Below are 18,981 nucleotides of genomic sequence, written 5' to 3'. Positions count from 1 at the left end.
GAAACCGGTAACGAGTCCTATCGCCTGCAACACAGTAGCTTGGCGGCCCAGGCCAAGATCAAATCACGGGAGCGAAAGCGTAAGGGCGGCCAGGAACCGGAGGACGATGAGCCGTTCTGATTTCATGGCGACGACGGCCTGCTACATGGCTGCGTGTGGCAGGTCTTAAACAACTGAACTGGGCTAGCGAAGGAGTGGGGGCAACAGCAGCTGCGCTGGTAGACTTATCCACAGTTGCTGGTAAAAAAATCAGCAATCCGCCCTGGGTCAAATTTCAATCGGCAGGGTGGGTCAATTTTCCATCAGCGCCAACATTTAATGGGTGTCGTTTGCTTATGGAGCAAACGAAAAACCGCCAAATGTTCTCACAAGGAAAATTAGCAAATGCAATTTTTTCCTGAGCAGCTTTGTCGCTCAGGAAAAGGCTCAACAGAATCGCGCCATGAAAATCGGCGCAGCAATCAGGAAAATTCGACTTGAGCGGGGGCTAACGCTGGAACAGGTTGCCTTCGATGCGGATACCTATGCAGGCAATCTCTCGAAGGTGGAGCGCGACCAGCACCCGCCGTCACTGGAGCTGCTGCACAAAATCGCTCAGGTACTGAGCATCCGTATGTCCGAGTTATATTCAATAGCTGAAAGTGTCTCTGATACGGGCACCTCACCCTTGCAGGAAGGGCGAGCAGACTACGCAAATGAGTTCGTGCTAATGCGCCGCCACTTTCAGACTTTGTCACCTGCCAATCGAAACGTGGCCATTGAATTGATCAAGGTGCTCATCCGATCACAAAGTACCGAGACTTGAGGTCATCCGGGCCGCCGGATATCACGGACTACTCTGCTTCCAGCAGAATGCAGTGAGCGCCTCCAGTCCGCAGCCGTCTCCTGATCCCAGCTCGGGATTTCCTACAGGGCAAACGGCACAGCTGAGCTACTGGTGTGTAGCCCTTGCCACATTAGGGCAAGCCACTTAGGATGAGCGCCCGTTGCCGGTATGGCTTGGGATTCAAGCTACTCCAAACGCTGGACGCGAAATTCGTCCTACTAAACCCACAGCCCTATGGGCTTGGTGCTTCTTGCCTCGTAGCAGCGCAGCCGAATGACAGCTATCTCGCCTCAGATACAGGTGAGCTCAGCGGCAAATACAGGTGACTTACCCTGTAAATACGGGTGACCTCTGAGCAAATGCAGGTGACCTCGGCGTAAATAGGAGTGACCTCTTCAACGCATTGCTCAAAACATGAGCAGCATCTCGATAACATGGCCGAGCTGTATTTGAACGACGCAAGCTGATCGACCCGTTTTGCATCTGCGCGACAACCATCTGCAGCCAGGCGACACCCTGACCGCAGAGCAAGCCATAGGCCAGCAAACGGCTTGGCGGTCACGGAAACGCTATGCTAGCTTGGCCGCCAGCCAGGACGGCCCGCCGTACGCCGGAGTGCATTCGAAGAAGAAGAGGACCCCACCCCATGGCCGAGGCGACGCCCGCGCTGGAAATCCGCAACCTGCACAAACGCTACGGCGATCTCGAAGTGCTCAAGGGTATTTCCCTGACGGCCAAAGACGGCGACGTCATCTCGATTCTCGGCTCCTCCGGCTCCGGCAAGTCCACTTTCCTGCGCTGCATCAATCTGCTGGAAAACCCACACCAGGGTCAGATTTTCGTCGCCGGCGAGGAGCTCAAACTCAAGGCCGCGAAGAATGGCGATCTGATTGCTGCCGACAACAAGCAGATCAACCGCCTGCGCAGCGAGATCGGGTTCGTCTTCCAGAACTTCAATCTTTGGCCGCACATGAGCGTGCTCGACAACATCATCGAGGCGCCGCGCCGCGTGCTCGGCCAGAGCAAGGCCGAAGCCACCGAGATAGCCGAAGCGCTGCTGGCCAAGGTCGGCATCGCCGACAAACGCCATGTTTATCCCAACCAGCTTTCCGGCGGCCAGCAGCAGCGCGCGGCCATCGCTCGCACCCTGGCCATGCAGCCGAAGGTAATCCTGTTCGACGAGCCAACTTCTGCCCTCGACCCGGAGATGGTACAAGAAGTGCTTAATGTGATTCGCGCGCTTGCCGATGAGGGTCGCACCATGCTGCTGGTGACCCATGAGATGAGTTTCGCTCGCCAGGTTTCCAGTGAGGTGGTGTTCCTCCACCAGGGCCTGGTCGAGGAGCAGGGGCCACCCGCCCAGGTGTTCGACAACCCGAACTCGGCACGCTGTAAACAATTCATGTCCAGCAATCGCTAACACGGAGCAACATGCATGCAGAACTATAAGAAGATCCTGCTGGCCGCAGCCGCTACTCTGGCTTTCGGCACCAGCGCTGTCGCAGCTGACAAACTGAAACTCGGCACCGAAGGCGCCTACCCGCCCTTCAACCTGATCGACGCTAGCGGCAAGGTCACTGGCTTCGATATCGAAATCGGTCAGGCACTGTGCGCCAAGATGCAGGCAGAGTGCGAAGTGGTCACCTCTGACTGGGATGGCATCATCCCGGCTCTGAACGCCAAGAAGTTCGACTTCCTGATCGCCTCGATGTCGATCACCGAAGAGCGCCAGGCTGCGGTCGACTTCACCGAGCCCTACTACACCAACAAGCTGCAGTTCATCGCTCCGAAGTCGGCTGACTTCAAGACCGATGCCGCCAGCCTCAAAGGCAAGGTAATCGGCGCCCAGCGCGCCACCATCGCCGGCACCTGGCTGGAAGACAACCTGGGCAAGGTGGTCGACATCAAGCTGTATGACACCCAGGAAAACGCCTACCTCGACCTGGCCTCCGGTCGCCTCGACGGCGTTCTGGCCGACACCTTCGTCAACTGGGAATGGCTCAAGAGCGATGCCGGCAAAGAGTTCGAATTCAAGGGCGACCCTGTATTCGACAACGACAAGATCGGTATCGCCGTACGCAAGGGCGATCCGCTGCGCGAGAAGCTGAACGCCGCTCTGCAAGCCATCGTCGAAGACGGCACCTACAAGCAGATCAACGACAAGTACTTCCCGTTCAGCATCTACTGATGACCTGAAGGCACCGCGCCGCCCATTGGGCGGCGCAGTTGCCCGAGCCCTCCGATGATTTTTGACCTCCACGGATTCGGCCCCGCCCTGGCCGCCGGCACCCTGATGACCATCAAACTGGCGCTGTCCGCGCTGGCTGTAGGTCTGGTGCTCGGCCTGCTCGGTGCGCTGGCCAAGACTTCGCCGTACAAGCCGCTGCAGTGGCTCGGCGGCAGCTATTCCACCCTGGTGCGGGGTATCCCCGAACTGCTCTGGGTACTGCTGATCTATTTCGGCACAGTCGGCCTGATGCGCAGCCTGGCCGATCTGCTTGGTGTCGAGAGCCTGGAGCTCTCCGCCTTCGCCGCAGGCACCATCGCCCTCGGCCTGTGCTTCGGCGCCTACGCCACCGAAGTGTTCCGCGGCGCCATCCTGGCCATCCCCAAGGGCCATCGCGAGGCCGGCCAGGCGCTCGGTATGTCCAAGGGTCGCATTCTCTGGAAGCTGATCCTGCCGCAGATGTGGCGCATCGCCCTGCCCGGCCTGGGTAACCTGTTCATGATTCTGATGAAGGACACCGCGCTGGTGTCGGTAATTGGCCTGGAAGAGATCATGCGCCGGTCGCAGATCGCCGTAACCGCCAGCAAAGAGCCTTTCACCTTCTACATGGTCGCCGCCTTCATCTATCTGGGCCTGACCGTTCTCGCCATGATCGGCATGCACTTCCTTGAAAAGCGCGCCAGCCGCGGCTTCGTCCGGAGCGTCTCATGAATTGGGAAGTTATTATCAAATGGCTGCCACGCCTGTCCGAAGGCGCGCTGCTGACCCTCGAACTGGTGGCCATCGCTGTCGTCGCCGGGCTGATCCTCGCACTGCCGATGGGCATCGCCCGCGCATCCAAGCACTGGTATGTGCGCGCCCTGCCCTATGGCTACATCTTCTTCTTCCGCGGCACGCCGCTGCTGGTGCAGTTGTTCCTGATCTATTACGGCCTGGCCCAGTTCGATGCCGTCCGCCAGGGCCCACTCTGGCCCTACCTGCGCGACCCGTACTGGTGTGCTGTGCTGACCATGACGCTGCACACCGCCGCCTATATTGCCGAGATCCTGCGTGGCGCCATCCAGGCCGTACCTCCCGGCGAGATCGAAGCGGCACGGGCGCTGGGTATGTCGCGACCGCAGGCGATGCTGTACATCATCCTGCCACGCGCTGCTCGCATCGGCTTGCCGGCGTACAGCAACGAAGTGATCCTGATGCTCAAAGCCAGCGCCCTGGCCAGCACGGTGACGCTGCTGGAGCTGACCGGTATGGCCCGGACCATCATCGCTCGCACCTATTTGCCAGTGGAGATCTTCTTCGCCGCTGCAATGTTCTACCTGGCGATAACCTTCGTGCTAGTACAGGCCTTCCGCCTGCTCGAACGCTGGCTACGCGTCGACGCCTGCCAGGGCCGCTAAGCCAACCGGGCAGCCCTCTTTATGTGGGCCGCCCGGCTCGACCAGACGCATACGCATCATGTCCGAGCCCATTCTTACCTCAGGCGATCTGCTCGCTCGCTTCCAGGCCTTGGACAGTTTTCTTCTGCAGCATCAGGCGCTTTGGCGCCCTCGGCCGTTTCATTACCTGCAACTGCCATGGGAGAGCGAGCTGCCAGAGCTAGCCGCCTGGCTACGCAGCCGCTCCCTGGAACAGGCCGAGGCCAGCGACAACAGCCCTTTCGTCCTCTCTGCACCAGCACCCTTTCCTGACCTGGCCCACCGAGCGCAAGCGCTTAGCGGGCTCGGCGAGATTCCAAGCCTGGACAGTCCTCCGCGTGCGCACACCTTCAGCGTCGATGTACCCGGCAGAAAGCTGGCGCAGATCCAGGCCTTCGCCAATCATCTGCAGTTTCGCCAGCGCCCCACGCACTGGCTCGACTGGTGCTCCGGCAAAGGCCACCTCGGTCGCTGGCTGACTCAGGGTGACCAGCATCTGACCTGCCTGGAATACGATCCGGCACTGATCGAGTCCGGTAGCGCACTGAGCAAGCGCCTGGGATTGGCTGCCGCCCATCTACAGCAGGATGTGCTGGCCGATGATTGCAGCGAGCGCCTGCGCAAAGAGCACACGCCCGTGGCCCTGCACGCCTGCGGCGACCTGCACGTACGCCTGCTGCAACTGGCCAGTCGCAGCGGCTGCACCCAATTGGCGGTCGCGCCCTGCTGCTACAACCGTATCGCCGGCATGCAGTACCAGCCGCTGTCAGCAGCGGCGCAGGACTCAAGCCTGCAGCTATCACGTGACGACCTCGGCCTGCCACTGAGCGAAACCGTCACCGCCGGTGCTCGCGTACGCAGACAACGCAATCAATCGATGGCCTGGCGCCTGGCTTTCGACCTGCTGCAACGCCAGCTACGTGGCATCGATGAATATCTGCCGACACCATCGCTGCCCAGCGACTGGTTCAGCAAACCTTTCGCCAACTTCTGTCATGACCTCGCCAAGCTGCGCGACGTGCCGTTGCCCGGTGAGCAGGACTGGCCGGCACTGGAAGCCCACGGCTGGCAACGCCTGGCCGAAGTGCGCAACCTGGAGTTGCTACGCAATCTGTTCCGCCGGCCACTGGAACTCTGGCTACTGCTCGACCGCGCCCTCTATCTGCAGGAACAGGGCTACCACGTGAAGCTAGGCACCTTCTGCGATTACCAACTGAGCCCGCGCAACCTGCTGCTGTTGGCCGAGCGCGACTGAGTTGCACACAGAAGCTGTGGATAACTCTGTTGATCCTTTCTGGGCAAATGCTGCAAAGCCACTTGGTAATTGCCTCGTAGACATCTGATCATTTTTCGAACAGCCCTCGAAGCCCTAACAAAAACAATAACTTGCGAAAAATAGTGATCGAACGCACAGAGCCAGTGCGCGACCGTCGCGCGCGCCTTCTCTTTGTGCATAAGCCAAAAGCTGCTGATAGCCGAGCCCGGAAAAACCCGGCACGAAGGTGGCTTTACTAAGGCCGATGAATGGATATAATAGCGGCCCTTCAGTGCCGGTATAGCTCAGCTGGTAGAGCAACTGACTTGTAATCAGTAGGTCCCGGGTTCGACTCCTGGTGCCGGCACCATACAAATCAAAGGGTTACGTGAAAGCGTAGCCCTTTTTTGTGCCTGAAATTCGGCTTGGGGTAGGATTGGGGTAGGGATTTGCCACCACACCACCACTCGGTTAGAAAAAATCTGCGCCAGTCTTACGACCGCTCATCGGGCTATTTCATCCGCCATCACCGATGACGCCCTCCGCATCACATCCCCCGCCATCAAAATCTAGGCATTACCAGCATCTTGAAGGCTACTCATGGTCAGAGCCTTTTTCGCCGATATCCCGTAAAGTGCCACCTTGCAGGGCCTCTGCGGGCAGCATAGGGTGATTGGGCGGGTCGACAGACCTGGCTTCAGGAACACAGCGCCAGAGGATTCTTGTGTCATGGTGGCTGCATGCGGGGCGCTTCGGCGCGCCGAGTTCCTAGAGTCTCGGTCTTCCACACCCGCATGCAGCCGCCACCCTTCGTGTGGAAGCGAAAGGTGGTGGCCTCTCTAAAACTCTAGAGGTCACCCTATGCCGCAGACCAACATCCCTTCGGGCACCACCGACTCAGTGCCCCAAGCCCTCGACGCGTTTAATGGCCTGTTCACTGTTCGCACTGACGTCACCTCCGGCCAACTGCATGATGAAGCCCAGCTTCGCCAAAACGCCGCAGTCGGCATGCTCCACGCACTCTCCAGTGCAAGTGACTTGAACACCTTGGAAAACCATTTGCTTCTGGACTGCATCATGGCACTACGGCTGCTGTGCTCCGATGCGGCTGCGCTGTACGCGGCAGCATGCGAACGCAGCAAAGCAGAAAATCTGCTCCAGCCTTAAGCGTCCTTACGCGCTAACTCGGTCTCGAAGCGCTGCACGAATTCGACGAGGCCGATGTTCAGCGCGTGGCAGATATCCCGCAGTTGGACGAGATCAATCCGGCGCAAGCCGCGCTCGATATCGCTAGCAAACGACTGTGGGCGCTCCAGCGCTTGGGCGAATTGCGCCTGGGTCAAACCAGCTTCCACTCGACACTGCTTTAGCAGTCTGAGCAGCACCAGGTTCTCATCCCGATACACCGACTTTTCCAACGGGTACACCTCACGCTTGACAATCCGGCAAGGGTATATCTAATCTACAGATATCTGATTTACAGATTATCTGGATAAAGGTTCACGGAGCCATTCATGGATACCCTCACCAAGACACCATCGAGCAATTCGGAAATCCTGTTTTTGATCGACAAGAAAACACAGCAAACCAAGATCGAACTTGGCTCACTGCTCTGCGCGTTCAGCGCACCCACCACCCTGGCTAAAGCTGCAGCTTCGATCTGGGAAAACGAGCTCTTAATTAAAGAGGATCCCGACTCAGGATCACCGCTGTACTACTTACCAATGCAGCTATCTGCTGACTTCATCGATCTGATTCTTGACCAGTTGGATTCAGATAGCAGAACAGATGCCGTGCAATTCCGAGATGCTTGCCGAACCATTGAAGCTAGCGCCAACAAGATTTCCAGGCTGCAACAGACCAAACCCCACGTCTACGAGACATGGCTGAAGTGGATGGACTCTGATGAAGCCACGCAAACAATGCACAAGATCCTCAGCAGACAGCATCAACACCCACCGGCCACTTCCCCCAACCATGCAGCTCCGGGAGGACAGTAATCCGATGCGCGCCACCAAAATCAAAATCCAGGGACTGTCGATTCCAAGTCTGATCAGCAGCGACAATGAGCGTTACTGGCCGATACGCCCCATTTGCGAAGCTATGGGTCTTAACTGGCATGCTCAAGCCGCCAAACTGCAGCCCCCTCGCTACAGCCCGACCGAGCATGACGTTGCCCTGCCTGGGGAACCACTGCTGAAACGAATGCTGTGCCTGCCGCAGTCGGAATTCGAGTTCTGGCTGAAAAGCCTTAGCTCGCGCAAGGTTTCCCCCGGCGCCCGCATGCGACTCGATCAGTTGCGCGCACATTTCTTTGGTGAGCCCACACCGCTGGCAGGGCCGACACCGCCAACTGCAACGGCAGCACCTGCGGTGCTGAAGCGGATTCTGAACTGGCGAGCGCAACAGGCTGAGCCAGGAAACCGCAAAGCCGTGCTCAAAGAGCTCTCCGACCAATTCAGTGCGAAAAACGGTTTTGAAATTGCTGAAGCGCAGGAGCACCAGTTGCGTGGAGCCGTCGCTTCGCTCAGCACGATCATTTATCAGCATGACCGCTCGAAATCGCCAAGCCAGATGCCTGTTTCACAACGGGTCGACGCGATCATCAAATCCATCGTGGATGCCCGCCCTCAGCGCATTCATCTGCTCGACTCGGACTTTGCGGCCCTGTTGTGCAGCATTGAGCTTGAGGAGCACCACCATAGCAGCGCTCAGCACGAACAGCCTTAGACCATGGCCACACTTAGGGAAATGGCGGACTTGCTGTATTCAGCAGGCGAGCCGATGAGCGGCAGTGGCATGAACGACACTGAGGCCATGGCCTATGCACGGCAGCATTTTGTTTATGGCGGCTATTGCTTGGTGCGGAACTGGCGGTGGCTTGATCTGGATGTCACTGAAAGCCAGCGCCTACAACTGGCAAAGACCCGACGACAACCTGCTCTGGTCTATGCACACACGGTTATCTTCGACAGTGAAAGACGGTGGGATGTCGGAGACTTCGTCCGAACGTCGCTTCTGCACCATCACGAGGAGTTCCATTTCAGAACGCTCAATACAGCCTACTTGCTTCTAGGACCAGGCACGCGCATCCAGGTCAGCGCAGACGCCGTTGCGAGCATTTTCTGATCGAGCCAACACATTTACTGATCTGTCGACATAGCCATGTATACACACCCAGTCTTGCAGAAGCTGCTGGAGCAGGTCGAAGACCTTCCTTTCAGCAGACCCGTCACCGGATACCTGACTGATGCCTATATTCGCGGATCAAGCGGCTACGGGATCACTTACCGGCATGTGAGAGCTGATCGTTTCAGTGACGGTGCCTACATTCATACATCAGCCATCGTTCAGGCTGAGCGAGAGGGGCCGTTTTGGGTGCTGCACACGCTAAGTGGCAGCTTCTACGTAATCCTCAGCTTCAACATTTTAAAAGGTGCGCAATCGCTGGATGACTATCTGCATCGAATGCTAACTATGGAGTATCCAGAGCCATGGCAGCTGCACTAGCAGTGCGATGGGATAGCCGATGCGACATGACCTGCGTATCGCAGGAGGCACTGCGACACTCAGTGAGTGTCGCGGAACCCCTATGCGACACACGTGGACTGTCGCACAGATACGCTGCGACACGCTGGCCATGTCGCAACGATACACCGTGTATGTCGCACCATGACTTTGCGACACTCGGGGTCGTGCCGCTAGCGGCAGTTTGAGTGCCCAATACGGCGCTGAAAGTGGCCCAAACCGACACCGAGCTGGCCAGTTATGGCGCTCAGCGTGCCAAAACTGGCACTCCTTTTTTTGGTTATATTATCGCTACAACCCTTGAAAACACTGACTTCGGCGACTTTTTTCATAACCAAATCGCCACTGCGTGGCTAGCATTTTTGAATGCCCCATTTCGACACGCCAGCCACGCACCGCTTCGCGCTACCCCGGCTCGTCCTTTCAGCGCCATGGCGCTGGCTGCTCTTCGATTTTGATGACAAAACGCTTGCGCGCGCTTTTGCTCACGGCGCACGCTGAATTTAGATGAAGCGGGTCGCGTGAGTGAGAGCGCGCAACCCTTACTCGCGCCGCGAGTAAGGGGGCGTTGAGGCAGTTCGGACGTAACGAGAAAAACGGAGCGGCTGCGGAGTGTTTCAGTGGAGTTCGAGCTGACACAACGCCGTTCGCGAAGCGGCTTAGCTTTGTCATCAAAACAACAAGAAGAGAGATGACAGCGATGCAACCTACGACCTTGCAGCGGTACCAAACCCGGGCACAAAACTTTTATCGGTCTCACTGCGGTGAGGACGATCCATCTTCGGCGCAGATCTGCGCAGCTTTGCTTGCCTGTGCACCGGACTATCGACCGAATGCGTTCAGCACCCTCAAGAACACCCTAATGAATGACCAGCTTGCCCGGCGAAACATCGAGGCAGCAAACACCATCAGAGCGCTGGTCAACCCGGTCACGGCACCAGGCAGTCAGATAGTGAAAAAGCCCAAGCCGGGGCAGATTCGGAAAGTCCCCTTCGAAGACTTTAAATTGCTGCACCAGCACCTGCGCGCAGGCGGCAATCTCGACGAAGCCGCATCACTGGTGCTCGCTTATTGCCTCGGTGTACGCCCATGCGAGATGCGCACGATCACTATCTCCGGCAACCACGTGCACATCATTGGAGGCAAGAAATCGGCTGAACTGCACCGTGGCGCTGACCGCACCTTGGTAATCGACAAACCAAGAACGCTGAAGTTGGTGGAATGGGCCGCGCAGTGGATGGCCGGGTGCCCACGCACTAATACCGCCATCAGAGACTGCCTGCGCAAGGAGTGCCGACGCCTCTGGCCCAAGAGGAAAAAGCAGCCAACGCTGAAAAGCTTCCGGCACCAGATGGGATCAATTCTGAAAGCATCCGGAGAAAGCCCAGAAAGCATGGCTTACATCATGGGGCACCAGTCCATCTCGTCGATCAGCGTGTACGGTGATGGCCGACTGGGCGCAGGCATGAAATCACATGTACGCCCCGCAGAGAGCGCCGTCTTGGCGAGCATTCGCCAGCCGCAGAAGCCACCTCGATATGGTCAGGGGCGCATTCTGGGAGCAATCGAATTTCCCGCCGCAACCCGGGGCCATTGGTATACGGAGATGAAGCAACGGCAAGCAGGCAAGATCCTACCTGCTCCGCAGTCGTAGCCACGTGACTGCTGTGAGTGGCCCCTAGTCGCAGGGATCTATAGCTCGCATGAAAAATCTCCAGACATGCTCGGGGCTATTGAATGAGCTATTGCGGCCAAGCACTCTGGGGCCGGGGAAGTATGGCTGTGGCACCTTGTGACCACCACCGTGGATGGGCACCAGCTCCACACTTGCCGTCCTAGCCTCCTGCCACTGGAATAGCTCAGGCTAGGGCTCGCTCGCATCACCTGGAAGCCGGAATACGCTGGACTAGTGCAGGCTGTGTATATCCAGCAAGTCGAGCAAAGTAGCTCTCGCTCACCTGCGCTGAAATCACCTAGCCTCGCTCGCTCATCCCCCAGAAGCCAACGTCTCCGCCCTCTACGGAATTGATAGGATCATCTGTGCCGTTGACCAGTATCACCAGCAATGCCTTGCTGACCGCGCCAGGCGCGGATGAACGCAGTGAGTAGGCTGCTCCCCACGTACCCTTCAGGCTTGATCTGCGCTAACAGCACTTTGGCGGCACGCCGTTGCGATTTGGGGTGCAGCGCATCAGCTTTTAATGCCTGGCGACATGTCAATTTACGGTGTGGGCGCTTGAGGTTCTGACACGTTATTCCGGGGGTTCTGACCCACTCGCGCTGATGGTTCTGTCCCTCCATTCCAGTGATTGTGAGCCACTTTGCTGGTGATTCTGACCCATCCCTCAAGCACTAAACTGTCTGCTCTCACGTCCTGTAGGTCACCGCAATTGATTGAGGAAGGCAGCAAAAATGTCTATGCCGATCTCGGTTGCACCGATGCTGACGTAATGCAGCGCAAGGCCAGTAAACGTTCGGCCAAGCCACCTTCCGAACTCCTGCATTAAGTCCTCGTTTTTTAAGCGGACGGCATCGCTCATCGATAGCGGTGATCACCCAGGTTGCAGGTGATGGTAGGCTTTACGCCAGCGGCTCTTTCACCAGCGAGCCATGAAGCCAGGAGTGCTCAATGGCCCACGTCTGGATAACATCCAAGCTTGCCAGCTTGGCCATATGCATAGCAGGGTTGATGTCGACTTCTCACCTAGTGGCTTCAACACAAGCCACAGAAAAACGGATATTCAAAACCGAAGATATCGCCAGGGTAAAAGAACTCGGCGAGCTGGCCATTTCTCCCGACGGGACAACACTAATTTTCCAAGTAACCGAACTGAACGGTGATGGCGATCAGCGGGAGGGCGCGCTCTGGAAGATGAGTCTGAAGGAACGACGCGCTTCGAAACTTTTCCCTGATCAGCATGATGACAGCATGCCTGCCTGGTCGCCTGATGGTTCGAAGCTGGCGTTCCTTCGAGCCGATGAGGGAGCGACGCAGCTTCATGTCCTGGATTTGACACGAGGCCTGGTCTGTTCACTGACCGATCTGGAGAACGGCGTTAACGACTATCGATGGTCACCTGATGGTCAAAACATTGCCTTCACCTCGGCTGTAGCCATCGCTCAGGCGCCCGTGCCGCCGCCTGGGGTCAGGATAATCACACGGGCCGATTTCCGATCTGAAGAAGTAGGGGGCGGTACTGCCTCTTTGCCCCAAATTTGGGTGGTGGCGGTCGACTCTCACTGTGGCACGCAGACCCCAAGACAGCTGACGCAGGCGTCTGTAGCAGCCACGTTGGCATTCTGGTCTGTCGATAGCCGCTCTATCCTGTTCACCACGAACGATACGATGGAAGCCTATTACGGCGCAGGCACGTCTACTTTGCGCAGTGTTGCCCTAATTGATGGCCAGCAGAGCGTGGTTAGGCCTTTCAAGGTGCCGGGAACCAGCACAGACATGGAAGCGGCTCCGCAGCTTTACCTCAGCCCCAACGGTTCGAAGGTCGCCTTTTCAATGGGCAATCCAGAAGCCCCGTCGGACTTCGCCCAAGATGATGTTTTCGTGATGGATATGGTTACTGGCGAAACTACCAACATAACCGTGGGCTATGACCGTGAGGTGGGCGGTGATGGATTGATGTGGCGGGATGATCGCCGACTGATCAGTATCAAAAGCGACGCGGGCAACGCCAATCTGATCGAGTTGGACATCCTGACCCAGAAGGTTCGGCCACTATGGATTGGCCGCCACGTGGTACAGAGTTTTCATCTAGCTCAGGAAAGCAATCGGCTGATTGCTGTCGCCTCTAGCTTCGTAAGCCCGCCTGAGCTTTATGAGGTTGCTGATGGTACCGGCATGCAGATATCCGAGATCAATCGGCATATTCGAGATGAATTGCTGCTCACTGCCCCTGAAGAAATCACATACGAAGGCCCAGGCGGCGAAACAATTCATGGCTACTTGCATCAGCCACCGATGCTCACTGCCTCGCAGAGGTATCCCCTGATCGTATGGGCGCACGGCGGGCCATATAGCTGGTGGAGCAGCGCTTTTGACGGAGATATCCAGGCCATGGCTGCTGCTGGCTATTTCGTCTTGTATGTGAACCCGCGAGGCAGCATGTCATACGGCCAAGTTTTTGCCGGCAGCCTCGCCGGAGAATGGCCAGGGCCTGAGTATGATGACACGATGGCGGGCGTGGATTACGTGCTTGCCCACCATGAGATCGATGCAGAAAAAATCGGCATCGCAGGTGGTTCAGCAGGCGCGATCCTGACGGACTGGGCCATAACCCACACGAACCGATTCGGCGCTGCCGTTTCGATCAGTAGCGTTGCGGATAATTCGCTCTATTGGTTCTTGGGCGATCAGCCTGACATGGCAGACCCCGATAAATATCCCTGGCTGGATGAAAAGGATAAGGCTCGGTCGCCGATAACTCATGGGCTCGACGTCTCGACGCCTACGCTTTTCATGAGTGGAACCAGAGACTATCGAACGCCTTCATCCGTAGGCAGCGAGTTGATGTTCAAGTTGCTTAAGCACCTGAGAGTGCCCACTGCACTGATTCAATTCGAGGGTGCGGGGCACGTTATTAGAGGAAGTAATGACGCGCGCCACCGTGGTCTCAGCATTCACTACCTGCTGCGCTGGATGGATCTGCACCTGAAAGGAAGAGCCGCCCCGGAGTTTCAGGTACGCCCCGCAGGCTAGCGCGCCATCTGGTGCGTTGAGAGTTCGATTGGCTCAGTGCGAGGGCGCAATCGCTGGAGCTGGGTGTCAGCATCACTGGAATACACACATAAGCCTGGGCTTACGATTCTTTAGGCGGTGTGGTCTTTCTCGATGGTGTGCCCGCTGGGCTCTGGCTCCCATATCGGGACGTGGATCAAGTCGCGCTGCACCCCAAAAACGGAAATCGGTTGATCTAGCTTGACCTGGTGAATGTGGGCCGGGCTCTGGCTATGCGGTGTGGATGACGTCACCACGCCGCGATATGGAGCAAGTTCCGTCGAGAGGTCAGGCCAAGAGACCGTTTTTTGATTAGAATTACGGATTGCATCCAAGACCCAGATTATCTCGGCATCAGGTGCACGTATCCCACATTCCCACAGCTGTATCACCCGCCACCCCGATGCCAGTAACACAGCCTTGTTCCTGGTATCTCGGGCGACGTTCTGGTCAAATTTTCTCTGCCAGAAGTCCAACCGGGTCTTGGGGCTAGTAGCGTAGCGACATCCGGGGTGTCTGTGCCAAAAGCAACCGTGAACAAAAATGCAGACACGATAGCGAGAAAGCACCAAATCAGGCTTTCCAGGAAGATCCTTCTGGTGCAGGCGATACCTGAAACCATGCCGATGCAGCAGGCGTCGGACCTTCATTTCTGGTGACGTGTTGCTGCCCCGAATGCCCGCCATCATGCGAGACCTGACTTCCTTACTGACTATGTCCATGACTCAAGGCCAAAAGAATCTTTTCGATAGTACGCCCACAGACCCTACAGGTGAGCTCGACCACGCCATTCAGGTGGTGGACCTCTTCGCGGGGCCGGGTGGCCTGGGTGAGGGATTCACTTCATTCGGGGACGGTAGACGGTTCGACATAGTTGTGGCAACCCAAGCGACATCACCCATTGGTAAAGTCATCAGGCTACTTTATCGAAATTCAAAACTAGCTCACCAATACCCCATCGAGAGCCTCCGCCCCGACTTAAGCTCACGGAACGGGCGCTCTGCTGCAAAAACTAACAAACAACGAGTGCAGGATGGTTCATTACCTCAGCTCAATGTAGATTTTGTAACCAATGGTAGCCAACATCACCACTATCCCTGTGGCCATCACCAGCACACCACTGTCCCGTTCCCGCCGGCTGTAGCCGACCATCAGGAGCAGGAATCCCAGGCCGATCAGGCCAATCATCACTTCAAGTTCTCGCATCAGTCTCTGCCTTCATCATTGTGGCTGGTATCGGTGGGAGACACCCAGCCGGGCACTCCGCGCCGGATCTGCCTGGAAAAATCGCTCGCATCGTTGGCCATCCGTGCCCGTTCGGTAAAGCGCCCGTGCTGACGCAACGTATCGAGGCTGTAGCCACCCTGCAGGCCACCGACCGACATGACATAGGCCGGCAGGTAGCCTGTCAGCAGCAAACGGTAATCGACCGGCAGTCCGCCAATGATCGTCTGCAGCATGTCGAAAACGATGGTGGTGCAGTTGGCCGTAATGGTGTTGTAGAAACGCGGCTGATCGACCAGGGCGTTGGCCTGCTGCACATAGGAGAGCAGCAACGCACGCATCGCCTCGTCGGGCATAGCAATACGATAGAGATAGCTGTCTTCGCCGCGCACGTTGGTGCGCACGCGCAAGGCATCACGCTCGTCAGTGGCGACGATGCTCAACTCGAACTGCTTGAAGAAACCACCAATCTCCGAATAGGCCTCGCCTTGCTCCTTGCGCACCTCAACGGTGAACGTCAGAAAACGCCCATCCGTGAAGCCGAAAGAAACCAGAACATGGGCGATGGCCGGCATGCCCCAATAGGAGGTGATCAGGTCGACCGAGGCGAGCTGGTCGAGATCGTAGCGACGTGTTTCCCAGGCAACGTCATAGTCATCATCGCTGCGCCAGTTGAAGTTGCGCACATTGTGCAGGATGAGCTGATTGCCCACGAGCTCGCCCTGGGTCATCTGCGCGACATCACCAGCCCAGATACGCTGGTTTGACGGTTCCAGGCTTGTCCACCAGACCAGCAACGCGGCGAAGACAAGCACCTGACCGACAAGCGCCAGTATGGGACGCCCGCGCCACAGCAGAACCTGCAGAATGCAGCCAAGCAGGCACCAGCCCGCAATCAGCACCCAGGTTGCCAGCCCTCCAGTCTGGTAGAACAGCGCCAGCACGCCCCAGGCCATGATCAGAAAAAACGACAGCGCGAGGACACTGCGCAGGAGAAGACCCAACAGCCCGTTCATGGCGCTCGTACCGTAGCCACCTTGGGGCTGGCCAGGCCGGTGAGGTGTTCATGCAGCACGCGGCGAATTTCGATGATCGCCTGCGGTGTTTCCTGCACGCTGTGCCACGATGGCACGACCAGCTCCGAGTCGGCGCCAGCCAGGTGCGAGCTGGCGTACGGCACCACGCCGTCACTGGACAGCAGGACCTCGAGGTCTGGCGTGTAGTTGCCGATGATCGAGTGATAGTGCACTCGTGGCGAAATGGGCAGGTCGGCTGCGGCCTTGACGAAGGGGTCCTGGTTGCTCAGGTTGTCGATGCTGTTGAGGGGGCGCACCAACGCGACCGGTGCCGCCGCATTGGGGTCAACCAGCACTTGGGCAACCTCCTTGAAACGGTTCAACATCGACACCGGCATCTTCACCAGCCCTGCGGCCCAGCGCGACACGCGATTTTCGGCAAACGGGGTACCCCGGTGTGGCGCCGCAGCGAATACGGCCCGGCTCACCTGAGGCAATGGCTCGAAATACAGGTAGGGCCCGAGCTTCGCCCGGGCTTTTTCCAGGCGCGCGCCTTGCATCCCGTAACTTCCCAGCATGGCATCCCACAACTGGTCACCCGATGAGGACAGCATCAGCCGTGACAACACGCCCCCCATGCTGTGCCCGACCAGCACCATATCGTGGCTGGCCTTGGCCGTGCCTTGCGGATCGAAATTCGCCAAGGTCTGCTCGATGGCCTCGCGGATGGCCTGATTGTTGACGGCCAGCGGCAGGTTGGTCGGGTAGTAGACCTGCCAGATCTGGTAATTGCGGCGCAGTTCCTCGTCGCCCAGCACTTCATTGGCCACGTTGATCCAGGCCTCCGGGCTGCTGGCCAGGCCATGCAGCATGACCACGATGCGCCGGTCGGGATCGAACGGCTGCAGCAGGTAGACATGGGGGCGTTCCAACACTTCGCCGCGTCCGACCAGAGTCAGCAGGGACTGCCGGGCAAACCCGGAACGCGCCAGCCACAGGCCATAGCCCGACGTGAAGTTGGCCGCCAGGGGCGCCTGCACACCTGCCATGTCCACCGAATCCTGCCGGTAGGGGTCATAACCGATCACTTCCACCTGATAGGTGGACAACACCTGCTCCAGGGTCTCCCCGGGAAAGCGCGCCACGGCAGTAATCGCCGGGAAGGGGGTTTCGCTCCAGGGTATTTCATCGCTCCCCTTGCTCACCACGCGCTTGGCCGTCACCGCTACCAACTCGGCACCCAGTCCATCCCGACGGTACTGGTTGCGCAACCCGCCAAAGGACAGGGACGCAGCCGGAATCAGCTCCTTCGGCAACAGGCGGTCATCGGCCAGCCTCACATCGGTCATGCGCCCGCCGATCGTCCAGCGCCCGGTCTTGAGGCGGAAATTACCCTGAGTGTCCTCGGGTGATGGTGGCCGTCCACGGTAGCGATCGAAGACCTCGACGAGCGCCTGCTGCACCGAAAAGTTGTAGTAGTCGCGCACCTGCGTCTGCCGGTCTTCCAGGGCGCGCTGGCTCGGTGTGCGGGTGGTCAGGAAGAGGTAGGCGTAGGCATACCGGGCACTCTCCAGGTAGGCATCGGTGCGGGCCTCCGCCGCCATCACCTTGCCGCCGTCCTGGGCTTCCTTCAGCCACAGCTCGGCCAGCGTGGAAAGCCGCTGTTCGTCACGCAACCCCGTTGTGCTGTCCAGCGCCTCGCGGCAGGCCGGCAGGTCAGCAAGGCAGCGCTTCTCATCACTGCCCACGACCTGCAGGGCAGCAACCGCCGAAGCACTGAGGTTGCCGGTGGTCAACACATCACCGCGGCGCTGGGCCAGGTAATCATTGTTGCTGACCGCCGTGACCTTGACCCCTGCACACCCGGCCAGCACTAGAACCAGCAGGACTGACGGAAAGCAACGCAGTGAACGACTCACAGTGAACGAAGTGGTGGTATAAGTTGAAGAGCTCACAATCGGTAGATACCCATTACGTCGGAAATGGCGCGGATCATCACGATCCGCATATGGTTCAGACGCCATCTCGACTGATACAGCGCGAAGTGATTCTGCTGGCGGTAGATGCCAGCCCCAAGTAAGTATCTGCGAATATCTTACGGCCTTATATCCGAAAAACTAAAACAACCAATTATCCCCGCATTAACAATATATCTACACCGGGAGAGGCCTGAGATAATACCTGCCACAGACACTCCGACTCATAATGAGACGCTACACATGTCCGATGACGGCCACAGAGCCCCACGCCTGATCAAGAAATACGCCAACCGCCGTTTGTACGACACCCATACCAGCACCCACGTCACCCTCCCCGACATCCGCCAGTTGGTCATCGACGAAGTACCGTTCCAGGTGGTCGACGCCAAGACTGGCGAGGATCTGACTCGCAGCATCCTGCTGCAGATCATTCAGGAAGCGGAAAGCGACGGCGAGCCGCTCTTCTCCAGCGATATGCTCAAGGGCATCATCCGTTTCTATGGCCCATTCCAGGGCATGCTCGGCAACTATCTGGAAAAGAGCATCCAGACTGTGATCGAAATCCAGACCCAGACCGGGGTGCAATCCTCACAGGCCTGGAGCGACTTTATGCACAAGCAGGTGCCCGTCATGCAGGAGATGATGAGCCAGTACGTAGAACAGTCGAAGAAGCTCTACTTGGGCACCCAGAACCTATTCGGTATGTTCGGCGGCATCCCACCCGGCAATTTCAGGCAGACGAAAAAAGACGGTGATGAGCAATGAAACTCATCACCGTCCGT

The 18,981-nt window shown here is 57.9% G+C and carries 21 protein-coding genes, 1 tRNA gene and 3 pseudogenes; 18 read left to right on the top strand and 7 right to left on the bottom strand.

Features of this window, described 5'->3' with window-relative positions; genetic code table 11:
• From ACNFCJ_RS19900 to ACNFCJ_RS19855, 10 genes and pseudogenes are all read left to right on the top strand, one after another.
• Window positions 1–120, top strand: a pseudogene (locus ACNFCJ_RS19900) (AAA family ATPase); the annotation flags it as partial.
• 35 nt (window positions 121–155) lie between these two features.
• Window positions 156–401, top strand: coding sequence for a hypothetical protein (locus tag ACNFCJ_RS19895; RefSeq protein ID WP_416773200.1), 246 nt, complete (start codon window positions 156–158; stop codon window positions 399–401).
• A 41-nt stretch (window positions 402–442) separates the two neighbouring features.
• On the top strand, window positions 443–805 hold the full coding sequence (locus ACNFCJ_RS19890; protein WP_416773198.1) for a helix-turn-helix domain-containing protein: 363 nt from the start codon (window positions 443–445) through the stop codon (window positions 803–805).
• 667 nt (window positions 806–1,472) lie between these two features.
• Window positions 1,473–2,246: an ABC transporter ATP-binding protein gene (locus ACNFCJ_RS19885; protein WP_416773196.1), complete on the top strand. Its 774-nt coding sequence runs from the start codon at window positions 1,473–1,475 to the stop codon at window positions 2,244–2,246.
• Window positions 2,247–2,261: 15 nt separating this feature from the next.
• Window positions 2,262–3,014, top strand: a complete 753-nt coding sequence (locus ACNFCJ_RS19880; RefSeq protein ID WP_416773194.1) for an ABC transporter substrate-binding protein — start codon at window positions 2,262–2,264, stop codon at window positions 3,012–3,014.
• A gap of 54 nt (window positions 3,015–3,068) precedes the next feature.
• A complete protein-coding gene (locus ACNFCJ_RS19875) occupies window positions 3,069–3,764 on the top strand; it encodes an ABC transporter permease (RefSeq protein WP_416773192.1) in 696 nt (231 codons plus the stop codon).
• Entirely contained in the window at window positions 3,761–4,450 is a 690-nt protein-coding gene (locus tag ACNFCJ_RS19870) for an ABC transporter permease (protein ID WP_106733388.1), read from the top strand. The genes ACNFCJ_RS19875 and ACNFCJ_RS19870 overlap by 4 nt, the downstream gene beginning before the upstream one ends.
• Before the next feature lie 58 nt (window positions 4,451–4,508).
• Complete coding sequence (locus ACNFCJ_RS19865) at window positions 4,509–5,723, top strand: methyltransferase (protein WP_416773190.1); 1,215 nt, start codon at window positions 4,509–4,511, stop codon at window positions 5,721–5,723.
• Window positions 5,724–6,017: 294 nt separating this feature from the next.
• Window positions 6,018–6,093, top strand: a tRNA-Thr gene (locus ACNFCJ_RS19860).
• A gap of 491 nt (window positions 6,094–6,584) precedes the next feature.
• On the top strand, window positions 6,585–6,890 hold the full coding sequence (locus ACNFCJ_RS19855; protein ID WP_038664426.1) for a hypothetical protein: 306 nt from the start codon (window positions 6,585–6,587) through the stop codon (window positions 6,888–6,890).
• Here the strand turns inward: ACNFCJ_RS19855 and ACNFCJ_RS19850 are convergent.
• A complete protein-coding gene (locus tag ACNFCJ_RS19850; RefSeq protein WP_003464196.1) occupies window positions 6,887–7,141 on the bottom strand; it encodes a helix-turn-helix domain-containing protein in 255 nt (84 codons plus the stop codon). The genes ACNFCJ_RS19855 and ACNFCJ_RS19850 overlap by 4 nt on opposite strands.
• A gap of 96 nt (window positions 7,142–7,237) precedes the next feature.
• Here ACNFCJ_RS19850 and ACNFCJ_RS19845 point away from each other — a divergent pair, with 96 nt between their 5' ends.
• From ACNFCJ_RS19845 to ACNFCJ_RS19820, 6 genes are all read left to right on the top strand, one after another.
• A complete protein-coding gene (locus ACNFCJ_RS19845; protein ID WP_003464199.1) occupies window positions 7,238–7,723 on the top strand; it encodes a hypothetical protein in 486 nt (161 codons plus the stop codon).
• Between the two features lie 4 nt (window positions 7,724–7,727).
• Window positions 7,728–8,453 carry a phage antirepressor N-terminal domain-containing protein gene (locus ACNFCJ_RS19840; RefSeq protein ID WP_003464201.1) on the top strand — a complete coding sequence of 242 codons (726 nt, stop codon included), beginning with the start codon at window positions 7,728–7,730 and terminating at the stop codon, window positions 8,451–8,453.
• Window positions 8,454–8,474: 21 nt separating this feature from the next.
• Window positions 8,475–8,852, top strand: a complete 378-nt coding sequence (locus ACNFCJ_RS19835; RefSeq protein WP_416773188.1) for a DUF6957 family protein — start codon at window positions 8,475–8,477, stop codon at window positions 8,850–8,852.
• Between the two features lie 54 nt (window positions 8,853–8,906).
• Entirely contained in the window at window positions 8,907–9,233 is a 327-nt protein-coding gene (locus tag ACNFCJ_RS19830; RefSeq protein ID WP_045107818.1) for a hypothetical protein, read from the top strand.
• Window positions 9,234–9,460: 227 nt separating this feature from the next.
• Window positions 9,461–9,709, top strand: coding sequence for a hypothetical protein (locus ACNFCJ_RS19825; RefSeq protein WP_125835803.1), 249 nt, complete (start codon window positions 9,461–9,463; stop codon window positions 9,707–9,709).
• A gap of 233 nt (window positions 9,710–9,942) precedes the next feature.
• On the top strand, window positions 9,943–10,905 hold the full coding sequence (locus tag ACNFCJ_RS19820) for a site-specific integrase (protein WP_003464213.1): 963 nt from the start codon (window positions 9,943–9,945) through the stop codon (window positions 10,903–10,905).
• Between the two features lie 407 nt (window positions 10,906–11,312).
• On the opposite strand, the pseudogene ACNFCJ_RS19815 reads toward ACNFCJ_RS19820, so the two are convergent.
• Both ACNFCJ_RS19815 and ACNFCJ_RS19810 read right to left on the bottom strand, forming a co-directional pair.
• Window positions 11,313–11,468: pseudogene (locus ACNFCJ_RS19815) on the bottom strand (IS21 family transposase); the annotation flags it as partial.
• Window positions 11,469–11,632: 164 nt separating this feature from the next.
• On the bottom strand, window positions 11,633–11,791 hold the full coding sequence (locus ACNFCJ_RS19810) for a hypothetical protein (RefSeq protein ID WP_153529665.1): 159 nt from the start codon (window positions 11,789–11,791) through the stop codon (window positions 11,633–11,635).
• Window positions 11,792–11,880: 89 nt separating this feature from the next.
• Here ACNFCJ_RS19810 and ACNFCJ_RS19805 point away from each other — a divergent pair, with 89 nt between their 5' ends.
• Complete coding sequence (locus ACNFCJ_RS19805) at window positions 11,881–13,962, top strand: S9 family peptidase (RefSeq protein WP_003464215.1); 2,082 nt, start codon at window positions 11,881–11,883, stop codon at window positions 13,960–13,962.
• A 338-nt stretch (window positions 13,963–14,300) separates the two neighbouring features.
• Here ACNFCJ_RS19805 and ACNFCJ_RS19800 read toward each other — a convergent pair.
• The 4 genes and pseudogenes from ACNFCJ_RS19800 to ACNFCJ_RS19785 all read right to left on the bottom strand — a co-directional run.
• Window positions 14,301–14,702, bottom strand: a pseudogene (locus tag ACNFCJ_RS19800) (very short patch repair endonuclease); the annotation flags it as partial.
• 319 nt (window positions 14,703–15,021) lie between these two features.
• Window positions 15,022–15,186 (bottom strand): hypothetical protein, encoded by a 165-nt coding sequence (locus ACNFCJ_RS19795; RefSeq protein WP_010563435.1) that lies wholly within the window; start codon window positions 15,184–15,186, stop codon window positions 15,022–15,024.
• The gene (locus ACNFCJ_RS19790; RefSeq protein WP_003464218.1) at window positions 15,186–16,220 is read right to left on the bottom strand and encodes a DUF4105 domain-containing protein; all 1,035 of its coding nucleotides are present in this window, start codon (window positions 16,218–16,220) and stop codon (window positions 15,186–15,188) included. Before ACNFCJ_RS19790 ends, ACNFCJ_RS19795 begins: the two co-directional genes overlap by 1 nt.
• Window positions 16,217–18,094: an esterase/lipase family protein gene (locus ACNFCJ_RS19785; protein ID WP_010563434.1), complete on the bottom strand. Its 1,878-nt coding sequence runs from the start codon at window positions 18,092–18,094 to the stop codon at window positions 16,217–16,219. The genes ACNFCJ_RS19790 and ACNFCJ_RS19785 overlap by 4 nt, the downstream gene beginning before the upstream one ends.
• A gap of 345 nt (window positions 18,095–18,439) precedes the next feature.
• Between ACNFCJ_RS19785 and phaR the strand changes: the two genes are divergently transcribed.
• On the top strand, window positions 18,440–18,964 hold the full coding sequence (gene phaR / locus ACNFCJ_RS19780) for a polyhydroxyalkanoate synthesis repressor PhaR (protein ID WP_010563433.1): 525 nt from the start codon (window positions 18,440–18,442) through the stop codon (window positions 18,962–18,964).
• Window positions 18,965–18,981 lie beyond the last annotated feature (17 nt).

Source organism: Pseudomonas sp. NY15364, from assembly GCF_048068235.1.
Classification (GTDB): domain Bacteria; phylum Pseudomonadota; class Gammaproteobacteria; order Pseudomonadales; family Pseudomonadaceae; genus Aquipseudomonas; species Aquipseudomonas mendocina_D.
This window is presented reverse-complemented; position numbering and strand designations above follow the sequence as displayed.

Bases quoted from the DNA above. Each gene is read 5' to 3' on its own strand.
- ACNFCJ_RS19890 (WP_416773198.1), top strand. From the start codon at position 443: ATGAAAATCGGCGCAGCAATCAGGAAAATTCGACTTGAGCGGGGGCTA.
- ACNFCJ_RS19885 (WP_416773196.1), top strand. From the start codon at position 1,473: ATGGCCGAGGCGACGCCCGCGCTGGAAATCCGCAACCTGCACAAACGC.
- ACNFCJ_RS19880 (WP_416773194.1), top strand. From the start codon at position 2,262: ATGCAGAACTATAAGAAGATCCTGCTGGCCGCAGCCGCTACTCTGGCT.
- ACNFCJ_RS19875 (WP_416773192.1), top strand. From the start codon at position 3,069: ATGATTTTTGACCTCCACGGATTCGGCCCCGCCCTGGCCGCCGGCACC.
- ACNFCJ_RS19870 (WP_106733388.1), top strand. From the start codon at position 3,761: ATGAATTGGGAAGTTATTATCAAATGGCTGCCACGCCTGTCCGAAGGC.
- ACNFCJ_RS19865 (WP_416773190.1), top strand. From the start codon at position 4,509: ATGTCCGAGCCCATTCTTACCTCAGGCGATCTGCTCGCTCGCTTCCAG.
- ACNFCJ_RS19855 (WP_038664426.1), top strand. From the start codon at position 6,585: ATGCCGCAGACCAACATCCCTTCGGGCACCACCGACTCAGTGCCCCAA.
- ACNFCJ_RS19845 (WP_003464199.1), top strand. From the start codon at position 7,238: ATGGATACCCTCACCAAGACACCATCGAGCAATTCGGAAATCCTGTTT.
- ACNFCJ_RS19840 (WP_003464201.1), top strand. From the start codon at position 7,728: ATGCGCGCCACCAAAATCAAAATCCAGGGACTGTCGATTCCAAGTCTG.
- ACNFCJ_RS19835 (WP_416773188.1), top strand. From the start codon at position 8,475: ATGGCGGACTTGCTGTATTCAGCAGGCGAGCCGATGAGCGGCAGTGGC.
- ACNFCJ_RS19820 (WP_003464213.1), top strand. From the start codon at position 9,943: ATGACAGCGATGCAACCTACGACCTTGCAGCGGTACCAAACCCGGGCA.
- ACNFCJ_RS19810 (WP_153529665.1), bottom strand. From the start codon at position 11,791: ATGAGCGATGCCGTCCGCTTAAAAAACGAGGACTTAATGCAGGAGTTC.
- ACNFCJ_RS19805 (WP_003464215.1), top strand. From the start codon at position 11,881: ATGGCCCACGTCTGGATAACATCCAAGCTTGCCAGCTTGGCCATATGC.
- ACNFCJ_RS19795 (WP_010563435.1), bottom strand. From the start codon at position 15,186: ATGCGAGAACTTGAAGTGATGATTGGCCTGATCGGCCTGGGATTCCTG.
- ACNFCJ_RS19790 (WP_003464218.1), bottom strand. From the start codon at position 16,220: ATGAACGGGCTGTTGGGTCTTCTCCTGCGCAGTGTCCTCGCGCTGTCG.
- phaR (WP_010563433.1), top strand. From the start codon at position 18,440: ATGTCCGATGACGGCCACAGAGCCCCACGCCTGATCAAGAAATACGCC.